Annotated in this window: 24 protein-coding genes, 1 tRNA gene and 1 riboswitch; of the genes, 16 read left to right on the top strand and 9 right to left on the bottom strand. The window is 65.4% G+C overall.

Features of this window, described 5'->3' with window-relative positions; genetic code table 11:
• Positions 1-81 precede the first annotated feature (81 nt).
• Complete coding sequence (locus JQ632_RS30970; protein WP_212406448.1) at positions 82-1,278, bottom strand: O-succinylhomoserine sulfhydrylase; 1,197 nt, start codon at positions 1,276-1,278, stop codon at positions 82-84.
• A 67-nt stretch (positions 1,279-1,345) separates the two neighbouring features.
• Positions 1,346-1,425: riboswitch (SAM riboswitch) on the bottom strand.
• Between the two features lie 109 nt (positions 1,426-1,534).
• On the opposite strand from JQ632_RS30970, the gene JQ632_RS30975 reads away from it, so the two are divergent.
• From JQ632_RS30975 to JQ632_RS30990, 4 genes are all read left to right on the top strand, one after another.
• Positions 1,535-2,641: a 2'-deoxycytidine 5'-triphosphate deaminase gene (locus tag JQ632_RS30975; RefSeq protein ID WP_212406449.1), complete on the top strand. Its 1,107-nt coding sequence runs from the start codon at positions 1,535-1,537 to the stop codon at positions 2,639-2,641.
• 314 nt (positions 2,642-2,955) lie between these two features.
• On the top strand, positions 2,956-3,378 hold the full coding sequence (locus JQ632_RS30980; protein WP_212406450.1) for a PAS domain S-box protein: 423 nt from the start codon (positions 2,956-2,958) through the stop codon (positions 3,376-3,378).
• A gap of 104 nt (positions 3,379-3,482) precedes the next feature.
• Positions 3,483-4,532: a hypothetical protein gene (locus tag JQ632_RS30985; RefSeq protein WP_212406451.1), complete on the top strand. Its 1,050-nt coding sequence runs from the start codon at positions 3,483-3,485 to the stop codon at positions 4,530-4,532.
• 391 nt (positions 4,533-4,923) lie between these two features.
• Positions 4,924-6,372 carry an MATE family efflux transporter gene (locus JQ632_RS30990; protein ID WP_212406452.1) on the top strand — a complete coding sequence of 483 codons (1,449 nt, stop codon included), beginning with the start codon at positions 4,924-4,926 and terminating at the stop codon, positions 6,370-6,372.
• On the opposite strand, the gene JQ632_RS30995 is transcribed toward JQ632_RS30990, so the two are convergent.
• The 5 genes from JQ632_RS30995 to JQ632_RS31015 all read right to left on the bottom strand — a co-directional run bounded on the left by JQ632_RS30995 (position 6,369) and on the right by JQ632_RS31015 (position 9,471).
• Complete coding sequence (locus tag JQ632_RS30995; protein ID WP_212406453.1) at positions 6,369-6,851, bottom strand: hypothetical protein; 483 nt, start codon at positions 6,849-6,851, stop codon at positions 6,369-6,371. The genes JQ632_RS30990 and JQ632_RS30995 overlap by 4 nt on opposite strands.
• Positions 6,852-7,109: 258 nt before the next feature.
• On the bottom strand, positions 7,110-7,511 hold the full coding sequence (locus tag JQ632_RS31000; protein WP_212406454.1) for an SRPBCC family protein: 402 nt from the start codon (positions 7,509-7,511) through the stop codon (positions 7,110-7,112).
• 117 nt (positions 7,512-7,628) lie between these two features.
• Positions 7,629-7,988: a VOC family protein gene (locus tag JQ632_RS31005; protein WP_212406455.1), complete on the bottom strand. Its 360-nt coding sequence runs from the start codon at positions 7,986-7,988 to the stop codon at positions 7,629-7,631.
• Between the two features lie 55 nt (positions 7,989-8,043).
• Complete coding sequence (locus JQ632_RS31010; RefSeq protein WP_212406456.1) at positions 8,044-8,883, bottom strand: AraC family transcriptional regulator; 840 nt, start codon at positions 8,881-8,883, stop codon at positions 8,044-8,046.
• Between the two features lie 9 nt (positions 8,884-8,892).
• A complete protein-coding gene (locus tag JQ632_RS31015) occupies positions 8,893-9,471 on the bottom strand; it encodes a methylated-DNA--[protein]-cysteine S-methyltransferase (RefSeq protein WP_212406457.1) in 579 nt (192 codons plus the stop codon).
• Positions 9,472-9,645: 174 nt separating this feature from the next.
• On the opposite strand from JQ632_RS31015, the gene JQ632_RS31020 reads away from it, so the two are divergent.
• Positions 9,646-9,719: transfer RNA gene (locus tag JQ632_RS31020), tRNA-Gly, on the top strand.
• 30 nt (positions 9,720-9,749) lie between these two features.
• On the opposite strand, the gene JQ632_RS31025 is transcribed toward JQ632_RS31020, so the two are convergent.
• Positions 9,750-10,745, bottom strand: coding sequence for an alpha/beta fold hydrolase (locus JQ632_RS31025; RefSeq protein ID WP_212406458.1), 996 nt, complete (start codon positions 10,743-10,745; stop codon positions 9,750-9,752).
• Between the two features lie 171 nt (positions 10,746-10,916).
• On the opposite strand from JQ632_RS31025, the gene JQ632_RS31030 reads away from it, so the two are divergent.
• The 5 genes from JQ632_RS31030 (at position 10,917) to rnk (ending at position 13,785) form a co-directional block, all read left to right on the top strand.
• Entirely contained in the window at positions 10,917-11,498 is a 582-nt protein-coding gene (locus tag JQ632_RS31030) for a helix-turn-helix domain-containing protein (protein ID WP_212406459.1), read from the top strand.
• Entirely contained in the window at positions 11,498-12,010 is a 513-nt protein-coding gene (locus tag JQ632_RS31035; protein WP_212406460.1) for a GNAT family N-acetyltransferase, read from the top strand. Before JQ632_RS31030 ends, JQ632_RS31035 begins: the two co-directional genes overlap by 1 nt.
• Before the next feature lie 14 nt (positions 12,011-12,024).
• On the top strand, positions 12,025-12,513 hold the full coding sequence (locus tag JQ632_RS31040) for a GNAT family N-acetyltransferase (RefSeq protein ID WP_212406461.1): 489 nt from the start codon (positions 12,025-12,027) through the stop codon (positions 12,511-12,513).
• Positions 12,514-12,867: 354 nt separating this feature from the next.
• Positions 12,868-13,353, top strand: a complete 486-nt coding sequence (locus tag JQ632_RS31045) for a GreA/GreB family elongation factor (protein ID WP_212406462.1) — start codon at positions 12,868-12,870, stop codon at positions 13,351-13,353.
• Positions 13,354-13,371: 18 nt separating this feature from the next.
• Complete coding sequence (rnk, locus tag JQ632_RS31050; protein ID WP_212406463.1) at positions 13,372-13,785, top strand: nucleoside diphosphate kinase regulator; 414 nt, start codon at positions 13,372-13,374, stop codon at positions 13,783-13,785.
• 264 nt (positions 13,786-14,049) lie between these two features.
• Here the strand turns inward: rnk and JQ632_RS31055 are convergent, their stop codons facing one another.
• Both JQ632_RS31055 and JQ632_RS31060 read right to left on the bottom strand, forming a co-directional pair.
• Positions 14,050-14,616 carry a cytochrome b/b6 domain-containing protein gene (locus JQ632_RS31055; RefSeq protein ID WP_212406464.1) on the bottom strand — a complete coding sequence of 189 codons (567 nt, stop codon included), beginning with the start codon at positions 14,614-14,616 and terminating at the stop codon, positions 14,050-14,052.
• A gap of 10 nt (positions 14,617-14,626) precedes the next feature.
• Positions 14,627-14,899: a PepSY domain-containing protein gene (locus JQ632_RS31060; RefSeq protein WP_212406465.1), complete on the bottom strand. Its 273-nt coding sequence runs from the start codon at positions 14,897-14,899 to the stop codon at positions 14,627-14,629.
• A gap of 148 nt (positions 14,900-15,047) precedes the next feature.
• Between JQ632_RS31060 and JQ632_RS31065 the strand changes: the two genes are divergently transcribed.
• From JQ632_RS31065 to xylA, 6 genes are all read left to right on the top strand, one after another.
• The gene (locus JQ632_RS31065) at positions 15,048-15,362 is read left to right on the top strand and encodes a PepSY domain-containing protein (protein WP_212406466.1); all 315 of its coding nucleotides are present in this window, start codon (positions 15,048-15,050) and stop codon (positions 15,360-15,362) included.
• Between the two features lies 1 nt (position 15,363).
• Positions 15,364-16,029, top strand: coding sequence for a response regulator transcription factor (locus JQ632_RS31070; RefSeq protein WP_212406467.1), 666 nt, complete (start codon positions 15,364-15,366; stop codon positions 16,027-16,029).
• The gene (locus tag JQ632_RS31075; protein ID WP_212406468.1) at positions 16,026-17,423 is read left to right on the top strand and encodes a HAMP domain-containing sensor histidine kinase; all 1,398 of its coding nucleotides are present in this window, start codon (positions 16,026-16,028) and stop codon (positions 17,421-17,423) included. Before JQ632_RS31070 ends, JQ632_RS31075 begins: the two co-directional genes overlap by 4 nt.
• Before the next feature lie 10 nt (positions 17,424-17,433).
• Positions 17,434-18,492, top strand: coding sequence for a LacI family DNA-binding transcriptional regulator (locus tag JQ632_RS31080; RefSeq protein ID WP_212406469.1), 1,059 nt, complete (start codon positions 17,434-17,436; stop codon positions 18,490-18,492).
• 76 nt (positions 18,493-18,568) lie between these two features.
• Complete coding sequence (xylB, locus tag JQ632_RS31085; RefSeq protein ID WP_212406470.1) at positions 18,569-20,026, top strand: xylulokinase; 1,458 nt, start codon at positions 18,569-18,571, stop codon at positions 20,024-20,026.
• Entirely contained in the window at positions 20,023-21,345 is a 1,323-nt protein-coding gene (gene xylA, locus JQ632_RS31090; protein ID WP_212406471.1) for a xylose isomerase, read from the top strand. Before xylB ends, xylA begins: the two co-directional genes overlap by 4 nt.
• Positions 21,346-21,351: the final 6 nt, after the last annotated feature.

Below are 21,351 nucleotides of genomic sequence, written 5' to 3' on the forward strand. Positions count from 1 at the left end.
CAACAGACCTGAACGAAACAAGAATTGTGTTACCCATGTCGTCGGTTTGAACTGTTACCCATCTCGCCGGTTGCTCAAGCCTCACGCCTTCTCCAGCGCCGCGGCGAGATCCTCGATCAGATCATCCGCGTGCTCCAGCCCGGTCGAGAAGCGGATAAAGCCTTCGCTGATGCCGAGCGCGGCGCGGTCTTCCGGCTTCAGGCGCTGATGCGTCGTGGTCGCCGGATGCGTCACCAGGCTCTTGGCGTCGCCGAGATTGTTGGAGATCCTTGCGAGCTTCAGCGCATTGAGGACGCGGAAGGCCGCCTGCTTGCCGCCCTTCACCTCGAAGCCGACCAGCGTCGAGCCGCCGCGCATCTGCTTCTTCACCAGTGCTGCCTGCGGATGATCGGCGCGGCCCGGATAGATCAGGCGCGAGATCTTTGGATGGCTGGCGAGCGCCTCGGCAACGCGCCCCGCAGTGTCGGTCTGCGCGCGCACGCGCACGCCGAGCGTCTCCAGGCCCTTGAGCAAGACCCAGGCGTTGAACGGCGAGATCGACGGCCCGGTCTGGCGCATGAAATTATGGACGTGCTCGGCGATGAAGGCTTCCGAGGACAGGATGATGCCGCCGAGGCACCGGCCCTGGCCGTCGATATGCTTGGTCGCGGAATAGACCACGACGTCGGCGCCGAGCGCGAGCGGGCTCTGCCAGATCGGGGTGGCGAACACGTTGTCGACCACGAGCCGCGCGCCGCCGCTATGCGCGATATCGGCGATGGCGGGAATGTCGAGCACGTCGAGCGTCGGGTTGGTCGGGCTCTCCAGGAAGAACGTCTTGGTGTTCGGCCTGAGCGCGCGCTTCCACTGGTCGAGATCGAGGCCGTCGACCAGCGTGGTCTCGATGCCGTAGCGCGGCAGCAGGTCCTGCACGACGTAGAGACAGGAGCCGAACAGAGCGCGGGAGGCGACCAAATGATCGCCCGCCTTGAGCGGCGCCAGGATCGCGGTCGTCACCGCCGCCATGCCGGTCGCGGCCGAGCGCGCCGCTTCCGCGCCCTCGAGCTCGATCATGCGGCGCTCGAACATCGCAATGGTCGGGTTGGAATAGCGCGAATAGATGAAGCCGGGATCTTCGCCCTTGAAGCGCGCCTCGCACTCCTCGGCGCTGTTGTAGACGTAGCCCTGCGTGAGGAACAACGCCTCCGAGGTCTCGCCATATTGCGAGCGGAGCGTGCCGGAATGGACCAGCCGGGTTTCGGGACGGTAGTGAGCGGCTGACGCCGGGGACTTCGACATGTGACCTCCAAGGACCATCCGAAAATGGTCACAAAAAAACCGGCCTGGATATCTCCACTGGCCGGGATCACACGTGTCCCCGGCCTGTTTAGCGATTTATTTAACGTGGCTGCAAGCCGGCCGGCTCAAATCACCACGGGATAAGTGATGCTCTTATTCCGCCGAACCCTTTCCGTCAAGGCTTGCATCGGCTAGCGGTAAAAAGGCTGAATTTGCTGTATTTCGGGTGCAGTTGACCGATCCTGGGGACCCAAGGGTGACTTTCAAGGTTGCCGCCGACGCCAATGGTATCCTGCCCGACCGCATGATCGCGGCGATGGCGGAGGACGGCCTCATCCTGCCCGCCTACGACTTCGTCGAAAGCCAGATCCAGCCGGCGAGCCTGGACCTGCGGCTCGGCGACATCGCCTACCGCGTGCGCGCGAGCTTTCTGCCGGGCCCCGGCGCGACCGTGGCCGAGCGTATCGACGAATTGAAGCTGCATGAGTTCAGCCTCGCCGACGGTGCGGTGCTCGAGACTAACTGCGTCTATATCGTCCCGCTGCTTGAAAGCCTCGCGCTGCCGCCGGAGATCGTCGCAGCCGCGAACCCGAAAAGCTCGACCGGCCGCCTCGACGTCTTCACCCGCGTGATAGCCGACGGCACCCGTCGCTTCGACATGATCGGCGCCGGCTATCACGGCCCGCTCTATGCCGAGATCAGCCCAAAGACGTTTCCGGTGCTGGTGCGCGAAGGCTCGCGGCTGTCCCAGGTGCGCTTCCGCACCGGCGATGCCATCCTCAATCTCGATGAGCTCGAGGCCCTGCACGGCACCGAGCGTCTCGTCGATGTCGACGATGCCGATCTGACCGGCGGCGTCGCCGTCTCCGTCGATCTCTCCGGCGAGAAGGGCGGCGGTTTTGTCGGCTATCGCGCCAAGCGGCATACCGGCGTGGTCGATGTCGATCGCCGCGCGGGCTATGCGATCGAGGATTTTTGGGAGCCGATCGCGGCGCGCACCGACGGCAGCCTGATCCTCGATCCCGGCGAGTTCTACATCCTTGCGTCCAAGGAAGCGGTGCAGGTGCCGCCGGACTACGCCGCCGAGATGGTGCCGTTCGACCCCCTGGTCGGAGAATTCCGCGTCCACTATGCCGGCTTCTTCGATCCCGGTTTTGGCTATGCCGGCGCCGGCGGGCAGGGCGCGCGCGCCGTGCTGGAGGTGCGCTCGCGCGAAGTGCCCTTCATCCTCGAGCACGGCCAGATCGTCGGCCGCCTCGTCTACGAGAAGATGCTGTCGCGGCCCGACGCCATGTACGGCCAGCGCATCGGCTCGAACTACCAGGCGCAGGGCCTGAAGCTGAGCAAGCATTTTCGGGTGTAGCGATCTGCTGTAGCCCGGATGGAGCGCAGCGAAATCCGGGACACGTTCGCTTGTGTGCACGATCCCGGATTACGCTGCGCTCCATCCGGGCTACAGATCTCGCGATCTCTCTCCGGTGTCATTCCCCGCGAAGGCGGGGAATCCAGTACGCCGCAGCTTCTCCGTAGTCGTCACCGTCTCTGGAATACTGGATCGCCCGGTCGAGCCGGGCGATGACACCGAAATGTGTGTCAGGGAACGAAGCGCAATCTCGCCACCAAGAAAATCCCGGACTACGCTATGCTCCTCCGGGCTACTTTTCGGCGAGGCCTCAGATGACAAATCAATCCCAGCTCGACGCCAGAATCCTCGACGACGTCGCCGACGCGCTGATCTATTCCGATCGCTCCGGCACGATCAGGCGCTGGAATCGCGCATCCTCCGCGCTGTTCGGTTTCACGGCTGATGACGCGCTCGGGCAAAATCTCGATATGATCGTCCCGGAGCATTTGCGCGCCGCGCATTGGAAGGGATTTGAGGCCGCACTTGCGAGCGGCACCATGAAGCTCGCAGGGAAGCCGACGCTGACCCGCGCGCTGCATAAGAGCGGGACAAAGCTCTACATCGAAATGACGTTTGCACTGGTGCGCGATGCCGAAGGCCAAGTGCAGGGATCGGTGGCGATGGCGCGCGACGTCACCGAAAGGGTCGAGCGCGAGCGCGCGGCCAGGGCAGCCTCTGCACCGAAAACTTCGTGAAGCGGAATTGCCCCGCCGCCATGCAGGGCGCCCTGCATGCGCGTCAGGTTGCCTGTCACTGGAGGCAGTGACACACTCGATCGAAACGATGATCGGGAGCGAACATGACCGCTGCAGACACCGCGCAGGAAGCCCAATGGAAACGCTGGCGCGGCGTGGCCGATCTCTATCACGCCTACTTCACCGGCCTCATCCTCACCGTGGTCACGCGACGCGGCACGGCTGATGCGGCGGAGTTCGTGTTCCGCGTGTTTCGCCGCCAGCAGCAGGAGCGCTTTCTGCCAGGGCTCGAAAAGCTCGGCCTCAGCCACCTCCCGCCCGCAGTCGCGGCTGCGCAATATCACTATCTCTCCAACTGGATCGGCGGCGTGCATGTCGAATACATGTATGAGAGCGACCGCAAAGCCTGGATCCGCTATCCGCCGCCGCGCTGGATCTGGAAGGGCACCGCGATCTGCGGCGTGCCGGGCGAGGTGTCGCGCGCGATGCTGCGCGGCTGGCACGCCAATAATGGCGTGGCGCTGCGCGACCTCCGGCTCGGCTTCGTCTGCACCAAGCAGAGCGTCGACGGCCAGGACGGCCTCGAAGGCTACTATCACGAATACGATCACCCGCTCGAGCTCGACCAGCGCCTGGTGTTCGCGCGGCATATCGAAGCGCCGATGTTCGACGCCAAGACCGCGCCGGCGCTGCCGGTGTCGAGCTGGCCAAAACCGCGGCTCGAGAAAGCCTATCGCAACTACGCCATGGAATATGTGCGCACGGCGGCGCCCGTGATGGTGCAGCTCTTTGGCCCCGAGGATGCCGGCTATCTCCTGCATCTCACGGGAAAACTGATCGGCATGCAATATTTTGACGAGGTCGCCGCAGCACTGTCCGCGAGCCGTGGCGGTGCGAAGGAGTTTTCGTCGTTCCTCACCGCACTCTTCGCGGCGCAGGACGATGCCGCTGATGTCGGCGAGTCTGCAGGCGCCTTCGAGATCCGCCAGCAGAGTTGGAAGCTGATGGATGACGTCCCGGATTATCACCGCGCCTGCGCAAACGTGCTGAAGGGCCTGTTCGAGGGGCTGGCTGCGGGATGTGGGAGGCATATCCGGGTTGACATGAAGGCGGCGCCTAACGGCCGGCCGCCCCTCAATTGGACTATCGGCTAGAGCTCGGTCGCGCCGCGCACTTCGCCTCGCCCCGCTTGCGGGGAGAGGCCGGATCGCATCGTCAGATGCGATCCGGGTGAGGGGGAGTCTCCGCGAGTCTAGCTGGCACCGTGATCGCGGAAGCTCCCCCTCACCCGACGCTTCGCGCATAGCCGAAGCTTCGCTTCGGCGTTTCTCAGAACGGCCGCCGAAGGCGGCCTATGCTCTCCCCGCAAGCGGGGCGAGGTGAACATCATGCCCTCCCGCAGGGGCCCCCTGCGCCGAACGCAGGCGGAATCACCCCGTCCCGTGCTAACAAGACGCCTGCCGCGCCTTTTGCGCGAAACAATCAATTGGCACACGCAGTCATTGCCCCCGCCGCGTCAGCGGCGTTTCGTGCCCGGGAGAGGAAATGTCCGACGTCGGCGTCGCCGAGATTCCGGTCGATGAGGAGGAGCTTCCGCTGCCGCCGGCCCCACGGCCGGTGAAGAGCACGCTGCTCGACGGGCCGATCCTGCGCACGCTGCTGAGCCTCGCCTGGCCGAACGTGATCGGACTGTCCGCCGGCACCTGCGTCGTGATCGCGGAGACCTCCTATATCGGCAGGCTCGGCGTCGAGGCACTGGCGGCGATGGCGCTGGTCTTCCCCTGCGTGATCCTGATGATGACGATGTCCGGCGGCGCCATGGGCGGCGCGGTAGCCTCCGCAATCGCGCGCGCGCTCGGCGCCGGCGATCGTGAGCGCGCCTCGACGCTCGCCTCGCACGCCTTCCTGATCGGCATCACTTTTGGCCTCGTCTTCATGCTGGGGATGCTGATCTTCGGGCCAAAAGTGCTTGAGATGCTAGGCGGCCGCGGCGAGGTGCTGACGCATGCGATCGCCTATACCCAAGTGTTCTTCGGCGGCGCGGTGCTGCCCTGGCTGCTCAACACCATGGCCGGCGTGTTGCGCGGCACCGGCAACATGAAATTGCCCTCGCTGCTGATGCTGAATTCGGCAGCGTGCCAGATCATCCTCGGCGGCACGCTGGGCCTCGGCCTCGGGCCCGTCCCGCAATTCGGCATGCGCGGCGTCGCGGCCGGTTCGCTGATCGCCTACACCCTCAATATCGGCGTGATGGGCTGGTACCTGTTCTCCGGCCGCGCGCGCGTGGTGCCGAAGCTGCGCGGGCTTCGCGTGCAGTGGGCGATGTTCTTCGACATTTTGAAGGTCGGTGCGATCGCCTGCTTCTCGCCGCTGCAATCGGTGCTGACGATCTCGATCCTCACCCACATGCTGGCAAAATTCGGCACGGCGATCCTGGCGGGCTATGGCGTCGGCGCCCGGCTCGAATTTCTGCTGACCTCGATCGCGTTCTCGTTCGGCATCGCCACGGTGCCGATGATCGGCATGGCGATCGGCGCAAGGAAGATTGCGCGAGCGCGCCGCATCGCATGGACGGCCGGTATCTCCGCCTTCCTCGCCGTTGGCACGCCCGCATGCCTCGTCGCGATCTTCCCCGATCTCTGGGTCAATATCTTCACCGACAACGCGACCGTGCGGGCCGCGAGCCATCAATATCTCTCGACGGTGGCGCCGTTCTACGCCTTCATCGGCCTCGCCTCCACGATGTACTTCTGCTCGCAAGGTGCGGCCAAGGTGCTCGGCCCGGTGCTGGCACAGACCGCGCGGCTCATCTACATCTCGGCGTGCGGCTGGTTTCTGTCGACGCATGATGCGTCGGCGCAGAGCTTCTTCTGGCTCGCGGCGAGCTCGATGGTCGTGCTCGGAATCTTGTCCTGCTCCAGCGTCGTGCTGACGCGCTGGGGCCCGCGCGAGACCAAGCCGGAAATCCGGCCGGCGCTGTCGGCCGCAGATTAACGATGCCTGCGGTGGCGGCGGTGGCCGCCGCCGACATTCGCCATCCGCATCAGTTGCGGGATCATGCTCATCATCTCGCCGCCGCCGGCGCCGCCGAGCATCCCCATGATATCGCCGCCGCCCATGCCTGACGGCATGTAGCCGCCGCCCATCGGGGCGTAGCCGCCATAGCCGCCGCCGAAGCTACCGCCGCCAAAACTGCCACCACCAAGACCGCCCATCATTCCGCCGAGGCCGCCGCCGCCATTCTCCATCATGCCGCTCATCATCGGGCCCATGGTCTGCATCAGCATGGCAAAGCGGCGCTTGCCCATCCTGGCCTTCATCATCTCCAGCATCGGCGCCATCTGGGTCATCATGTCGCCGCCACCGGCGCCACCGCCGAAGCCGGCGAACTGTGCTTTGGCCGGCACGCTCGTCATCGAATACAGCAGCAGCACGGCGGCCGCCTGGCAGATCACCTTGTCCGCACCTCGCATAGCTCGCTCCTTTGGCTTGCTCACATGCAGCCATGGTTAGGGCGGGCGAGGGGAGGGCTCTGTGAGAAAAATCACGGAGGCGCTAGCGCGGGATGCAGCCATACTGACGGTGCGCTCCCTCTCCCGCTTGCGGGGGAGGGTTGGGGAGGGGGCTGCTTCCACAATCGACGCCCCCAATGCGGAGCGAGCCCTCACCCGCCGCGCTCTTCGAGCGCGTCGACCTCTCCCGCAAGCGGGAGAGGTTGAGCGAGGCCGCGGTTATCCGGCAGACGGCGGAAACGCCTTGTGCATGGCGATGACGGCTTCCTTGGTCTGGCCCTCGACGTAAGGCGCGAGCTCGTTCGGCAGCATGTCGATGGTCCAGAGCAGACGGCACTTTGTCTCGCCGTCCGCAATCACTTGAACGGATGCACTGTAGTGCTTCAGCCGCTCGTTATTGATGGCGTAGACCAGCCGCTGCCGCGCGTCGTTGCAATCGATCAGCGTCTCGCGCGCCACCGAGCCATTGGCGAAGGTGACGATGCGCGCATCGCCGTCGAGCTGACACTTTGTCACGAAGCCCGGCACCAGCCGCTCCGGCAAGGCGCCGAAATCACGTACCGCATCCCACACCTTGTGCGCGGGAGCATTGAGGGGGACGTCGTTGTGGATGGAGGCCATGAGAGATCCCTATGAGATGGAGTCATTCCGGGGCTCGCGAAGCGAGAACCCGGAATCTCGAGATTCCGGGTTCGGTCCTTCGGACCGCCCCGGAATGACGGAGTCAAAAGCTCAAGCTCACGTGCAAACCGCCTCGACATTGTTGCCGTCAGGATCGATCAAAAACGCCGCAAAATAGGTCGGGCTGTAATCCTTGCGCGGACCGGCGCCGCCATTGTCGCTGCCGCCGCTCTTCAGCCCCTCGCTGTGAAATTTCTTCACAGCGTCGTGGTCCTTGGCGCGGAAGGCGATGTGGGCGCCGTCGGCCTTCCGTCCCTTGTTGAGATGCAGCCAGAGCGCCGGCTCGCCCTTGGGGCCGAAACCGGCATAGCCGTCGCCGCTGGTGCAGAGCACGAAGCCGAGCGGGGCAAGCACGGCGGTGTAGAAGCGCGTGCTGGCGTCGAGATCGGCGACGCGGATTCCGATGTGGTCGTACATGGTCGTCTCCATTTGCAAATCGCGCCGGTTGGGTGCGAGCCGGAGACGACGCTACTCAGTTGCAGGCGAGCTGCTCTTGGAGAATCTTGCGCTCGCCTTTTGAAGCCTGGCGGAACTTCGTCGGCGAAACGCCGGCGGCGCGATGGAAGGTGCGGACGAAGTTGGAGAGATCGCCAAAACCGACATCATAGGCGACATCGGTGACCGCGATGTCATCATCTGTCAGCAGCCGGGCCGCATGCCGCAGCCGCGAACGCACGAGATATTGATGCGGGGTGACGCCGAGCGCACTCGAGAATAGCCGCAGGAAGTGGAACGGGCTCAGCCCCGCCTGCCGCGCGGCCTCCTCGAGGTCGATCTCCTGGCTGGAATTGTCGTCGATCCACAGCGCCGCCTCCACCGCACGGCGGCGATCGCGCACCGTCGGCGCGGCTTGCTTGCGCGGCTTGCCGGAAACGACCTCGGCAAAACGGCTGGCAAAGATCTGGCCGATCTCGTCGAGGCCGAGATCGCTGTTGCCATCTGCTGCCGTCTGGGCCAGCTCGCCCAGCACCATCAGTTCCGGCAGCGGCGGCGTGGCGACGACCTGCCAGGTCTCGCGGCGGCCGCCGACGGCATCGACCAGGTCCTCGCTGAGGAAGAAGGACAGGCACTCGTCGCCGGCCACGTGCTCATGCGTGCAGGTGTATTCGTCGCCGGGGTAGCCGACCAGCGCGGAACCCGCGACCAGTTCGAAGAACTTGCCGCGGCAATGGCAGCCAAAGCTGCCCTCGCGCACATAGGCGATCGAATGGCCGTTGCGGCATTCGGCGAACGGCGCGTCGTCCGGTCCCGCATCGCAGCGAAACCGCGACACCGTCATCGAGGGCGTCGTCAGCAGGGTGGTCGCTTCCATCCAACCTATCTAGGTGGAGGGACGGGGAGGAGCAACGGGCAGCAGCACCTCGAACAGCGTCTTGCTGGCGACCGGATGCGCGCCCTCGATCGAGAGCAGCCGCCGCTTCGAAATCACGCCGCCATAGGCCGAGATGCGGTCGGCATAATTGCCGGCCTCCAGCACCCGGTGGCAGGGCACGATGATCATGAACGGATTTTTGGCGATCGCCTGCGCCACCGAATGCGACGCGCCGGAGGCCCCGAGCTGCTTGGCGATCTCGTGATAGGTCCGCGTCTCCCCACGCGGGATGGTGCGGGCAAGCTCGTAGACGCGGCGGTTGAAGGGATGCACGTTGCCGGCATCGAGGCCGATCTCGGCAAGATCGGCGTGATCGCCACGCAGCACTGCCGCAATGCCCTCGATCGCAAGCTCGGTATTGTCGGCCGGGCGCTGCTCGCGGGCTTCGGGATGGGCCTGATAGATCCGGCGGCGGGTGTCGATCTCCCGCGCCTCCGGCAATTGCACGGCTACCACTCCGGCATTGCTCCAGACAATGCCGCAGCGGCCCATCGCCGTGTCGAAAATGGAATAAGCACGCCCCACCATGTGCACGCCCCGCCCTGTGCACCACGTTCCCCGACGCCTCCGATCATAACACCGCCACAATCCGGCGCATCCAAAATCTTGCCAGGAGGTTAAGATGCGTGGCGCCTGTGGCGCCAAAGCGCTTGGCGACCGGCGCCGTCTCGGCTAATCAGGAGCGGCGTGACCACGCATCTCGCGGGCGTAGTTCAATGGTAGAACGGCAGCTTCCCAAGCTGCATACGAGGGTTCGATTCCCTTCGCCCGCTCCATCCTGCTTCGTGCTCACGCGCTTCGCAGGACTAGTTCGGCAACCCCCGCAAAAACTCCACGATCGCCGCATTCACCTCTTCCGGCCGCTCCTGCTGCGTCCAGTGTCCGCAGCCCGGCAGCATCTTGATCTCGCGCAGTTCTGGTACCCACTGCTTCATGTTGGCGAGATGCTCGGCGGCGCCGGGGAAGGCGATGACCATGTCGTGGTCGCCGGCGATGAACAGCGTGGGCACGATCACCTTCACGCCCTCGAAGGCGCCCATCAGCTCCCAGTTGCGATCGATGTTGCGGTAGTAGTTGAGCGGCCCCCGAAAACCGCTGCGGGCGAATTCGGCGCTGTAATAGTCGAGATCGGCGGCGCTCAGCCATGACGGCAGCGGGACCGGCACTTTTGGCAGCATGCCGTCTGCGCGCGAGACCATGCCGACGCCTCTGGACGGCTTTCCGCTCGCCGCCGCCATGGCGCGAATGGCGGTGACGCCTTCGCCGGAGCCGCCGAACAGCATCGCAGCCAGCGTTTTCCGCGGGTCCGCCTCGAACTCCGCTTCGGCCACGCCGGGCTCCTGAAAATACAATTGATAGAACTGCGCATCCGGAGTCTGCGGCATCACGCTGGTCGGGGGCACCGGGCTGCGCGGGCGATAGGGGACGCTGAGAATCGCGGCGGCGCGAAAACGGTCGGGGCGCAGCCGCGCCGTGTGCCACGCGATCGAGGCGCCCCAGTCATGGCCGACGATCACCGCGTCCTTGGCCGCGAAGGCATCGAGCACGCCTATGAGATCGCCGACCATGTGCAGGATCGTGTACTGGTCGATCGCCTCGGGCTTGTCGCTCTTGCCGTAGCCGCGCATGTCGGGCGCGACCGCATGGTAGCCGGCATCCGCCAGGGCTTCGAGCTGATGGCGCCAGGAGTACCAGCCCTCCGGAAAGCCGTGGCAGAGCAGCACCAGCGGCCCCGTTCCCTGTTCGGCGACGTTCAGGTTGATGCCGTTGGCCCTGATCGTCCGCTGCGTCGGTCCGCTCATGTCGTTGGCTCCCGGTCCGTTGTTATTTGGACGCATCCTAGTCGGAGCTGCACGGCGCGCAAAGATTCCAATATATTAGACCGTCGCTCCCGGCGTACGCGTCCCGCTCCGCTAATCTCAGCTTTGCCTTGGCGGGCGGTCCGGCGGCCGGCTTGTTCGGAAACGAAGGCCATGGACCAGCAAAAGCTCGACAAGGCGATCGGTCGCCGATTGAAGACCTTGAGGATGAATGCGGGCATGACGTTGAACGAGCTCGCCGCGCGCTCCGGTGTCAGCCGCGCCATGATCGGCCGGGTCGAGGGCGCGCAGAGCAGCGCCACGGCGGCCTTGCTCAACAGGCTCTGCGCCGCGCTCGACGTGTCCCTGAGCGACGTCGTAGCGCTTGCCGAAAAACCGCCGGAGCGGCTGGTGCGGCTTGCCGACCAGCCGCAATGGCGCGATCCCGAGAGCGGCTATGTCAGGCGCCATGCGTCACCGACGGGCGCGGTAAGCGGCATCGAGGTCATCGTCGTCGACCTGCCGGCCGGCGCGCGGGTGTCCTACAGCCCCTGGGGCCGCAACGCCTTCACCCAGCAACTCCTGATGCTGGAGGGCGCGATCTGCGTCCATATCGACGCCAAGACGCAGCGGCTGCGCGAAGGCGACTGCCTCGACTTCGACGTCATGCGCTCGGTGATCTTCGAAAACGACTCCAAACAGCCCGCGCGCTATGTCATCGTCGTCAGGCGCGGCACAGCCTACGGGAGGGAATGATGCCGCTGATCGTCCGCGATGCCACCATGGAAGACGCCGCGGACATCCTCGCGATCTATAATTTTGCCGCGCTCAACACCACGGCGGTGTGGACCGACGGCGCGTCCGACCTCAGGTCGCGGCGCGACTGGATCGGCGCCCGCCAGCAGGCCGGCTTCCCCGTGCTGGTCGCTATGAACGGCGCGCATGTGGTCGGCTTTGCCTCGTTCGGCGACTTCCGGCCGTGGCCCGGCTATCGCCACACCGCGGAGAATTCCGTTTATGTCGATGCGCGGCATCACCGGCTCGGCATCGGCCGCAGCCTCGTCAGCGCGCTGATCGAGCGCGCCGGCACCATGGGCAAACATGTGATGATCGCGGGCATCGAATCCGCCAATACCGCATCGATCGCTTTGCACGCTTCGCTCGGCTTCGCCGAGGTCGCGCGAATGCCCGAGGTCGGCTGCAAGTTCGGCCGCTGGCTCGATCTCGTGCTGATGCAGAAGCAGCTTGCGGGCGATGTCAGGCCGTGAAGGCGAGGGGCGTCATGGAGATCAGGACCGGCGACACCTATGACCCGCGCGTGATCGCGCTGCTCGACCATCACGTGACGACCGCGCGGGCGCACACCGAGCCGGGCAGCGCCCATGCGCTCGATCTCGCCGGGCTGCGTGCGCCCGACGTCGCGTTCTGGACCGGCTGGGACGGCGAGACGCTGGTCGCCACGGGAGCGTTGAAGGTGCTCTCGCCTGATCATGGCGAGGTGAAATCGATGCATACAGTGGAGGCCGCGCGCCGTCGCGGTTTTGCCGGCCGCATGCTCCGCCACATCATTGATCAAGCCCGCGCCCGCAACATGGCGCGGCTGAGCCTGGAGACCGGCTCATGGGATTATTTTCGGCCCGCGCACGCGCTCTACCAGGCGCACGGCTTTACGTTCTGCCGCCCGTTCGAGGGCTATGTCGAAGACCGCAACAGTCTTTTTCTGACGCTTGAGCTAACCCCACTCGATATGAGATCGAGCGGGTGCGCGTAGCGGCCCGCTGCGCATTGCCTCCGGCTGCAAGAAGCGCCTCGCAACAATCGTTCGGCTAGACCTCCAGAGAGTATGGCTTCTGCGCCGACCCCTTCACCTTCTTCGCGTCAGGGAATGCGCAGTCCGTGCGCGCTTTGGTCGCGATGCAGGGGCGGGCGGAAGATCCTATGTTGGTGATGACATGATCTACGTCCTCGACATCGATCCGCGCATTGCGCGGCGTTGCTTGCGCGCCGGACGGCTCCAAGCAGGAGCTTAGCCGGACGGCAATTGGTGCCGTCCGGATACCACTCCCTTCACCAACCAGATTTGGAGTGTGGCTTTCCCATGGGAAGCCAAACAAGGAAGCATGTCATGAGCATTCCTTCCATCCCCGAGGTCACTCTTTCGACCTCTGAGCATCGCCGCTTGGAGCGGCTCGCGCGCGTGGGCGCAGCTCAAGGCGACGCGGATGCACGTCTTCTGTTGAGTGAGATCAGGCGTGCGGAAATCGTCCCTGATCGCGCGGCCAGATTGGACAGCATTGTCACCATGGGATCCTGGGTGACGTTCTGGATAAACTGGGGCTTCCCTCGTGAGACGAGGCAACTGGTGTATCCCGAAGACTACGCGTCCGAGCGCACCCAAATCCCCGTGATGTCACCGTTGGGCGCGGCATTGGTGGGGCTGAAGGTCGGAAGCGAAATCCCCTTCTTCACCGCCGGGCGCAGCAACGTCGTCAGGATCGAAAGCGTCAGTCGAACCGATCCGAATGATGTTGTCAGGGTTCTGTTTAGCAATCCCATGTTCCAGGGCAAAAAGCCCTTTGATGACGATGACCCGGGACCATCGGCCGCTTAGGAAAGGAGAGAGAATGAGATGAGCAAGACTAACCGCAAGAGCAAGCCTGAAGTCGTGTTACCGCCCATCACGGTGATGGAGGATGAGGCCAGGCGTCTGAACGCCCTGGCGAATTCGAGCGCGACACTCTTCCCGCGCGTGGCGCATTTCCTTGCACAGGAGATGGAGCGTGCAAGCGTGGTGCCGGACGATTCCGAACTGCGCGGGGTTGTCCGCATGGGCTCGCAGGTCCAGTTCTGCGATGACAGGACCGGTGAGGTCCGGGACGTGGTGCTGGTGTATCCGCACGAAGCGGACATAACCTTAAAGCGCGTTTCGGTTCTTACGCCAGTGGGCGCTGCGTTGATCGGCCTATCGGTTGGCCAAGCCATCGAGTTTCAGACGCCGACCCACCACAAACGGTCCTTGACGGTGCTGGGGGTGTCCAACTGAAGGAGGCCTGGTATGCGGGACGTTTCAACCAAACGGGCGGCCCTAACGGCCGTCGGCATCACCGTCGGTTTGGCTGCCCTGTTCTATCTTGCGACCTTCCTCAAGGCTTGAAGGACGCAGAGTGTGGCCCCTCTCGATTATCTCGAGCGGGGCCATTTCCATAGGCCCTTCACATCGCCCCGCTTGCGGGGCGAGGCTTAGGCCGCGATCAGCGGTCATGGGCGCCTTGAGCGGCCGGAGCTCCGAGCGACCTCAGCGCGCCGCTCAGTCGGCAGCCCTCTTGCGGCCGGAGATCATGGACGCGACCAGGTTTTCGCGGTGCTCGAAGCTCGCGATCAGCACGCCGAGCACGTGTGCCACGACGAGGCCGACGGTCATGTTGGCCAGGAACTCGTGGATGTGTTCGACCAGCTTGGAGCCCCGGTAGGCGTCGGTGGTCATCATGTAGCCCGTGCCGCAGGTGCCGGCCAGCGCGACAAGGAGCGCGATGATCATGACGCCGCCCGCCGGGTTGTGCCCGATGTAGCGGGGCGCTCTGAGCAGCGCGACATCGCGAAGATAGGCAAACACCTCGCGCGGCGGACGAATGAAGCTCGAAAATCGCGCGTGACGCGGACCGAAGAACCCCCAGACGATGCGGGCCGCGAGGAGGCCTCCGATGGCGTAGCCGGCCGCGACGTGCACCCGCTCGATCTCGTCGCCGGTGGCGTAGGCGATCACGAAACAGGCCACCAGCGACCAATGGAAGATCCGGACGAACGGATCCCATACCTTGACCGTGGCCGGCGGCATCGCGCCGCCGGCTCCGATCGTGTTGCTCACGGTTCTCATTTGCGAACCGTCACATCTGGCCGATGATCTGGCCGTTGGTCGGATCGACGAAAAGCTCGACCCGGTTGCCGTTCCTGTCCAGCGTGTAAAGCTCGCCGCAGGCGTTCTTGAGCTTGGCCTTCTGGATCTTGTAGCCCTGGGCCTCGACCTTGGCCTGCAACTGCTGCATGGGCAGCCACTGGGTCTCGGGGGCCGACGTGCACGGTTTGCCGAGGCTGCCGGCCTGGGCAGAGGCTGCAACGAGCGTCCCGGCCGCGACGGTAAGAATGGCGATCTTGCGCATAGCTATCTCCTGATGGTGGCCGGCCGCACCATGCGCCGGCGACGCGGGGCAACCTGCCAGACGCGGCCTGACCGGCGCCTGTTGAGCCAAGTCAGCGATTTGTCAGGTGAGATCTGGCATCCATATCTTCCCGATGACGAGTTGTTTCATGGACTTACGCCCGCACCGAATTCGCGCCCTGATCCTTGCGGCCGCCCTTGTGGTCGTGGGCGGCGGGACGTCGGCGTTGGCACGCGACCACGATGACGCGCGACGGGCCGTCGAGGCCGGCGAGATACGTGCGCTTGCCGAGATTCTGAAGGTGGTGAAGGGCAAACTTCCCGGCGACGTCGTCGGCGTGAAGCTCGAACGGGAAGCCGGTGCCTGGATGTACGAGCTGCGCGTCATCGACGAGAAGGGACGGCTGTTCGAGATCCATGTGGACGCCCGTAGCGGCGAAGTCGCGCGGACTAGGGAGAAGTGAGATGCGCGTGCTTGTTGTCGAGGACGACCAGCGGATCGCGTCTGATGTCTCGCGCACGCTCGAAGCATCCGGTTACGTGGTCGACACGGTTGCCAACGGCGAGGACGCCTGGTTCCTCGGCGACACTGAGGATTTCGGAGCCGTCATCCTCGACCTCGGTCTGCCGGGCATGGACGGCCTCGCGGTCCTGAAGCGCTGGCGCGCCAACGGCCGCCACATGCCCGTTCTCATCCTCACCGCACGGGGAAGCTGGGCCGAGCGGGTGGATGGGATCGACGCCGGCGGCGACGACTACCTGCCGAAGCCGTTCCGGATGGAGGAGTTGCTGGCGCGGCTGCGGTCGATCGTGCGGCGTTCGGCGGGGCACGGCTCCTCGGTCATGACAGCGGGAGAGATCACACTGGACGAGCGGCAGATGAAGGTGACCCGCCGCGGCATACCCATCACGCTTTCGCCGCTCGAGTACAGGCTGGTCGCCCATCTGCTCCGAAATCGTGGGCGAGTCGTCTCGCAGCAGGAGATCGACGAAAACGTCTACGGCCACGGCGAAGAGCACGACTCGAACACGCTCGAGGTGCTGGTCGGCCGCGTGCGCAAGAAGCTCGGCGCCGACGCGATCGAGACACGGCGCGGCTTCGGTTATGTCATGCCGGAGGCCCCCGAATGAACCGGCATTCGCTCAGGCTGCGGCTGGTCGCGGGCGGCATCGTCGCGATCCTCATCGCCCTCGCGATAGCCGGCGGCGCGCTCGTCGTCGTCTTCGAACGCCACGTCTCGCGCACCCTGGCTCAGGATCTCGACGTTCATCTCAAGCAGCTTCTGGCGGGCATCGACATCGATCCGCAAGGCAAGCTGGTGCTGACGCAGATCCCGGTCGATCCACGCTTCGCCGATCCCCTTTCCGGACTGTACTGGCAGGTCAGCGATGACCGCGGCCAGCTTCAGCGCTCGCGCTCGCTGTGGGACTTCGCCATGGAACTCCCGGCCGATCGGTTGGGGCCTGGCGAAACGCATCAGCACGAAGCGTCGGGTCCCGGAGGTCAGCGTGTTCTGGTTGCCGAGCGCGCCGTAACGTTTTCCGCGGGCGGCAGGCCGGTGATCGTCCGCCTTGCCGTCGCCGAGGACCTGGCGAGGGTGTCGGAGGCGAGTTCTGCTTTCGCCAAGGATCTCTCGATCGCGCTCGTACTTCTCGGCTGCGTGCTCGCCCTTGCGACGTGGGTCCAGGTCGGTGTGGGCCTGCGTCCGTTGGTCGGGTTGCGCCGTGGCGTGGCTGAGATTAGAGCACGGCGGACCCGATATCTCCCCTCGTCGGTCCCTTCCGAAGTCCGGCCCCTCGTCGAAGAGGTCAACGCCCTCATCGATGCGCAGGAACGCGAAATCGAACGGTCGCGCGGCCGCGCCGCCGACCTGGCGCACGGGCTGAAGACGCCGCTCATGGCTCTTGCGGCCGATGCGTCTCGACTTCGGGAGCGGGGCGAGCGCGATATCGCACGCGACATCGAGTCCGTCGGCGAAGCCATGGGCCGCCATGTCGACCGCGAACTCGCCCGGGCCAGGGTTCGCGGGCGCGCCAGAGGCAGCGCCGCAGCGTCTACCCCTGTGAAGCCGCTCGTCGGATCCATCGTCGCAACGCTGTCGCGCACACCCGACGGCGCGCGCGTGAGGTTCGAGAACCTTGCCCGCGACGACTTATCCGTACCGCTCGATAGGACCGACCTCGCCGAAGTCCTCGGTAATCTGATCGAGAACGGCGCCCGGCATGCTGCAGGATGCGTCCGGATCACCTCCGGTGACAATTGGCCATCCCTCGTCGTCGAAGATGACGGCGAGGGCATCGAGCCTCCGCACCTGTCGTGCGTGCTGGAGCGCGGCGCCCGCCTCGACGAGCGAGGTGGCGCTGCAGGCCTGGGGCTTGCCATCGTGCAGGACGTCCTTGACGCGTACGGTTGGGGACTGGAGCTCTCCAGATCGGAGTTCGGCGGCTTGAAGGCGACGATCGCTCCGAGATCGGGGTCGCTCTCGCCTCAAAATGAGTTGCGTACCTCAAATAACCTCTGCTAGCCTTCATCCCATGAAGGAGCCGGACCCCAGCAGCCCTCTCACGCTGAAGGACATCGCGCGCCAGGCTGGCGTCAGCCTCGCGACGGTGGACCGCGTGCTGCATAACCGTCCGGGCGTGCGTCCGGACACGGTCCGTCGCGTCCGGGAGGCGATCGAGCGCAACTCGTTCCAGCCCCATGTGGCGGCCGCCGAGCTCGCCCGCGGCCGGGCGCGCCGCTTTGCCTTCGTGATGCCGTCGGGGCCGAACCCGTTCATGCAGCAGATCGAGTCCTATCTCGGCGAGATGACGGGCTGGCTGTCAGCGCGGCGTCTTGCGGTCGAGATCGTCGCAACCGACGTGTTCGACGCGTCCGTGCTCGCGGCCTCGCTGGAGGCGCTCATCGGCGGCGACTATGACGGTGTCGCAGTGGTCGCGCTCGATCACCCGAGCGTGCGGGCCGCGGTCAACGATCTCGTCGATGCCGGCACCAAGGTCGTGACCCTGGTGTCGGACGTGCCGTCGTCGCGCCGCAACCACTATATCGGCATCGACAACATCGCCGCAGGTCGTACCGCCGGCGCGCTGGTCGGCCGCCTCGTCGGCCCAAGAACTGGCGCAAGTCCCGGAAAGGTCGCGATCGTCGCGGGCTCGCAGGGCCTGCGTGATCATGCCGAACGGATTTTTGGATTCAATCAGGTGATATCAGCGGAATTCTCGCATCTCGAGGTGCTGCCCGTGCTCGAGGGGCGCGACGAGGACGAGCGCTCGCAACAGATGTTGGCGCGGCTGTTCAGCAAGCACGCCGACATCGTCGGTCTCTACAATGTCGGTGCCGGTACGCAGGGCGTTGCAAAAGCGCTCGGCGACAGCGGCCGCGAGAAACAGGTGGTGTTCGTCGGTCACGACGTCACGGTGCTGACGCGAAAACTGTTGTTGCAGGGTGTGATGGATGCGGCGATCTCGCAAAACCCGGGTCACGAGGCGCGCGCCGCGGTGCGCGTGCTGCTGTCGCTTGCGCGCGGCGAGCCGATCCTGATCGAACAGGAGAAGATCCGGATCGATATCGTGATGCGGGACAATCTGCCGTAGCAAAGGAATTTTGGGGCCCTGGTGGGGAAGGCGGCGGAAGTTCGCCACATCGCACAGCGGCCGGAGGGAGGACGAAGTGTATCTCGGAATGGACATCGGTACGTCCGGTGTGAAAGCGGTACTCGCTGACGAGGCTGGCGCGATTGTCGCGACCGCTTCGCGCGAGCTTGCGCTGTCGCATCCGGCGCCGCTGTGGTCCGAGCAGGATCCGGACGCCTGGGTCGATGCCGCCATCGGCGCCGTCGACGATCTCGCAGCAAGCCATCCGCGCGATGTCGCAAACGTGCGCGGCATCGGTCTCTCCGGCCAGATGCATGGGGCGACCTTGCTCGGCGATGACGGCGGTCCGCTGCGCCCGGCGATCCTGTGGAATGACGGCCGGTCGCATGCCGAATGCGAAAGGCTCGAGCGGCGCTGCCCGTCGCTGCATTCCATCGCTGGCAATCTCGCGATGCCGGGTTTCACTGCGCCAAAGCTGCTCTGGGTCGCGCGCCACGAGCCCGAGGTTTTCGAGCGCGTCGCAAAGGTGCTGCTGCCAAAGGCCTATGTCCGCTACCGCCTGACCGGCGAGATGGTCGAGGACATGTCTGATGCTGCCGGCACGCTCTGGCTCGACGTCGGCCAGCGCCGCTGGTCGGCGTTGCTGCTGCACGCCACCGGGCTCGATCTCCACCACATGCCGCAATTGGTCGAGGGCAGTGAGGTGAGCGCGGTGCTGGCGCCAGAATTTGTGCAGCGCTGGGGCATGGCAAAGGGCGTCCTCGTTGCCGGCGGCGCCGGCGATTGCGCGGCGAGCGCGATCGGGCTCGGCGCGATTGCGCCGGGCGATGCGTTCCTGTCGCTCGGCACCTCCGGCGTCGTGTTCCGCGTCACCGACAGTTTTGCGCCGGCACCAGCTTCGGCCGTGCACGCCTTCTGCCATGCGCTACCCGGCCTCTGGCACCAGATGGGCGTGATGCTGTCGGCCGCCGCTTCGCTCGCCTGGCTCTCGGGCGTGATGGCGACGCCGGCCGCTTCACTGCTCGCGCCGCTCGGCGACAGCGTCGCCGGACCGAGCTCCGTGAAGTTTCTGCCTTATCTCGATGGCGAACGCACGCCGCATAACGATGCCGCCGCGGCCGGCGCGTTCATTGGCCTGCGCGGCGCGACGGGGCGCGATGGGTTAGTGCAGGCCGTGCTCGAAGGCGTCGCGTTTGCCGCGCGCGACAATCTCGCCGCGCTCGGCCATGCCAGCTCGGCGATATCGGAGGTCGATCTCGTCGGCGGCGGCTCGCGTTCTCCGCTATGGGCGCAGATCTGCGCCGACGTGCTCGGCATACCCGTGCATCGCGTCGAGGAAGGCGAGGTCGGCGCCGCGCTCGGTGCTGCCAGGCTCGGCCGGCTCGCCGCGACGGGCGAAGATCCCGCGCAAGTCTGCACGCGCCCCCGGCGCCTCGCAACATTCACGCCGCATCCATCGCGCAGTGCGGCCTACGACGAAGCCTATCACCAATGGCGCAAGCTATATCCCGCGCTGAAGGAGTTTTCCCTGTGAACGCGTTACCAAAATTCTTCGCCGCGGCCGATCCGGTCGCCTATGGCGGCAAGGACGCCAAAAACCCGCTGGCCTTCCGCTGGTACGACAAGGACCGCATCGTCCATGGCAAGCGGCTCGAGGATCATCTGCGGTTCGCGGTCTGCTATTGGCATTCGTTCTGCTGGCCCGGCGGCGATCCCTTCGGCGGCGAGACGTTCATGCGTCCATGGCACCATGGCTCCGATGCCATGGCGATGGCGCGGGCCAAGGCCGATGTCGCCTTCGAGCTGTTCCGCCTGCTCGACGTGCCCTTCTTCACCTTCCACGACGTCGACGCCGCGCCGGAAGGCGCAACGCTCGCCGAATCCGTCGCCAACCTCAATGCGATTGCCGACATTTTTGAGCAGAAGATGGCTTCAGCGAAGGTGCGGCTGCTGTGGGGCACCGCCAACCTGTTCACGCACCGCCGCTACATGGCGGGTGCGGCGACCAATCCGGATCCTGATATCTTCACCTATGCCGCGGGCCAGGTCCGCGCTGCGCTGGAGGTGACGAACCGGCTCGGCGGGCAGAATTATGTGTTGTGGGGCGGGCGCGAAGGCTACGAGACCCTGCTCAACACCGACCTCAAGCGCGAGCTCGACCAGCTCGGCCGCTTCGTCTCGCTGGTCGTCGAGCACAAGCACAAGATCGGCTTCAAGGGCCCGCTGCTGATCGAGCCGAAGCCGAAGGAGCCGACCAAGCATCAATACGACTTCGACGTCGCCACCTGCTACGGCTTCCTGCAGCGCTACGACCTCCTCGACGACGTCAAGCTCAACGTCGAGCAGAACCACGCCATCCTTGCCGGCCATTCATTCCAGCACGAGGTAGCGCTGGCCCAGGCGCTCGGCGTGTTCGGCTCGCTCGACATCAACCGCGGCGACGATCTCCTGGGCTGGGACACCGACCAGTTCGCGATGAACGTGCCGGAGCTGGCGCTCGTATTCCACGACATGCTGAAGGCGGGTGGGTTCACGACGGGCGGTCTCAATTTCGACGCCAAGATCAGGCGTCAATCGATCGACCCGGACGATCTGATCCACGCCCATGTCGGGTCGATGGATGCCTGCGCCCGGGCGCTTCTGGCGGCAGCCGACATGCTCGACGCCGAGGCGCTGACGAAGCCGATTGCGGACCGTTACGCCGGATGGACGGGCGCGGAAGGGCAGGCCATCCTTGCCGGCCAGCGTTCGCTCGCCGATCTTGCCGACCGGGCGCTCGCATCCGGCTTCGATCCGCAGCCGCGGTCGGGCCGGCAGGAATATCTGGAATCTCTCGTCAACTGGTACGTCTGAGCGAGG

This window comes from Bradyrhizobium liaoningense, from assembly GCF_018130955.1.
GTDB classification, from domain to species: domain Bacteria; phylum Pseudomonadota; class Alphaproteobacteria; order Rhizobiales; family Xanthobacteraceae; genus Bradyrhizobium; species Bradyrhizobium liaoningense_C.

Coding starts and splice junctions, on each gene's coding strand:
- JQ632_RS30970 (WP_212406448.1), bottom strand. CDS start 1,278: ATGTCGAAGTCCCCGGCGTCAGCCGCTCACTACCGTCCCGAAACCCGG.
- JQ632_RS30980 (WP_212406450.1), top strand. CDS start 2,956: ATGACAAATCAATCCCAGCTCGACGCCAGAATCCTCGACGACGTCGCC.
- JQ632_RS30985 (WP_212406451.1), top strand. CDS start 3,483: ATGACCGCTGCAGACACCGCGCAGGAAGCCCAATGGAAACGCTGGCGC.
- JQ632_RS30990 (WP_212406452.1), top strand. CDS start 4,924: ATGTCCGACGTCGGCGTCGCCGAGATTCCGGTCGATGAGGAGGAGCTT.
- JQ632_RS30995 (WP_212406453.1), bottom strand. CDS start 6,851: ATGCGAGGTGCGGACAAGGTGATCTGCCAGGCGGCCGCCGTGCTGCTG.
- JQ632_RS31000 (WP_212406454.1), bottom strand. CDS start 7,511: ATGGCCTCCATCCACAACGACGTCCCCCTCAATGCTCCCGCGCACAAG.
- JQ632_RS31005 (WP_212406455.1), bottom strand. CDS start 7,988: ATGTACGACCACATCGGAATCCGCGTCGCCGATCTCGACGCCAGCACG.
- JQ632_RS31010 (WP_212406456.1), bottom strand. CDS start 8,883: ATGGAAGCGACCACCCTGCTGACGACGCCCTCGATGACGGTGTCGCGG.
- JQ632_RS31015 (WP_212406457.1), bottom strand. CDS start 9,471: ATGGTGGGGCGTGCTTATTCCATTTTCGACACGGCGATGGGCCGCTGC.
- JQ632_RS31025 (WP_212406458.1), bottom strand. CDS start 10,745: ATGAGCGGACCGACGCAGCGGACGATCAGGGCCAACGGCATCAACCTG.
- JQ632_RS31030 (WP_212406459.1), top strand. CDS start 10,917: ATGGACCAGCAAAAGCTCGACAAGGCGATCGGTCGCCGATTGAAGACC.
- JQ632_RS31035 (WP_212406460.1), top strand. CDS start 11,498: ATGCCGCTGATCGTCCGCGATGCCACCATGGAAGACGCCGCGGACATC.
- JQ632_RS31040 (WP_212406461.1), top strand. CDS start 12,025: ATGGAGATCAGGACCGGCGACACCTATGACCCGCGCGTGATCGCGCTG.
- JQ632_RS31045 (WP_212406462.1), top strand. CDS start 12,868: ATGAGCATTCCTTCCATCCCCGAGGTCACTCTTTCGACCTCTGAGCAT.
- rnk (WP_212406463.1), top strand. CDS start 13,372: ATGAGCAAGACTAACCGCAAGAGCAAGCCTGAAGTCGTGTTACCGCCC.
- JQ632_RS31055 (WP_212406464.1), bottom strand. CDS start 14,616: ATGAGAACCGTGAGCAACACGATCGGAGCCGGCGGCGCGATGCCGCCG.
- JQ632_RS31060 (WP_212406465.1), bottom strand. CDS start 14,899: ATGCGCAAGATCGCCATTCTTACCGTCGCGGCCGGGACGCTCGTTGCA.
- JQ632_RS31065 (WP_212406466.1), top strand. CDS start 15,048: ATGGACTTACGCCCGCACCGAATTCGCGCCCTGATCCTTGCGGCCGCC.
- JQ632_RS31070 (WP_212406467.1), top strand. CDS start 15,364: ATGCGCGTGCTTGTTGTCGAGGACGACCAGCGGATCGCGTCTGATGTC.
- JQ632_RS31075 (WP_212406468.1), top strand. CDS start 16,026: ATGAACCGGCATTCGCTCAGGCTGCGGCTGGTCGCGGGCGGCATCGTC.
- JQ632_RS31080 (WP_212406469.1), top strand. CDS start 17,434: ATGAAGGAGCCGGACCCCAGCAGCCCTCTCACGCTGAAGGACATCGCG.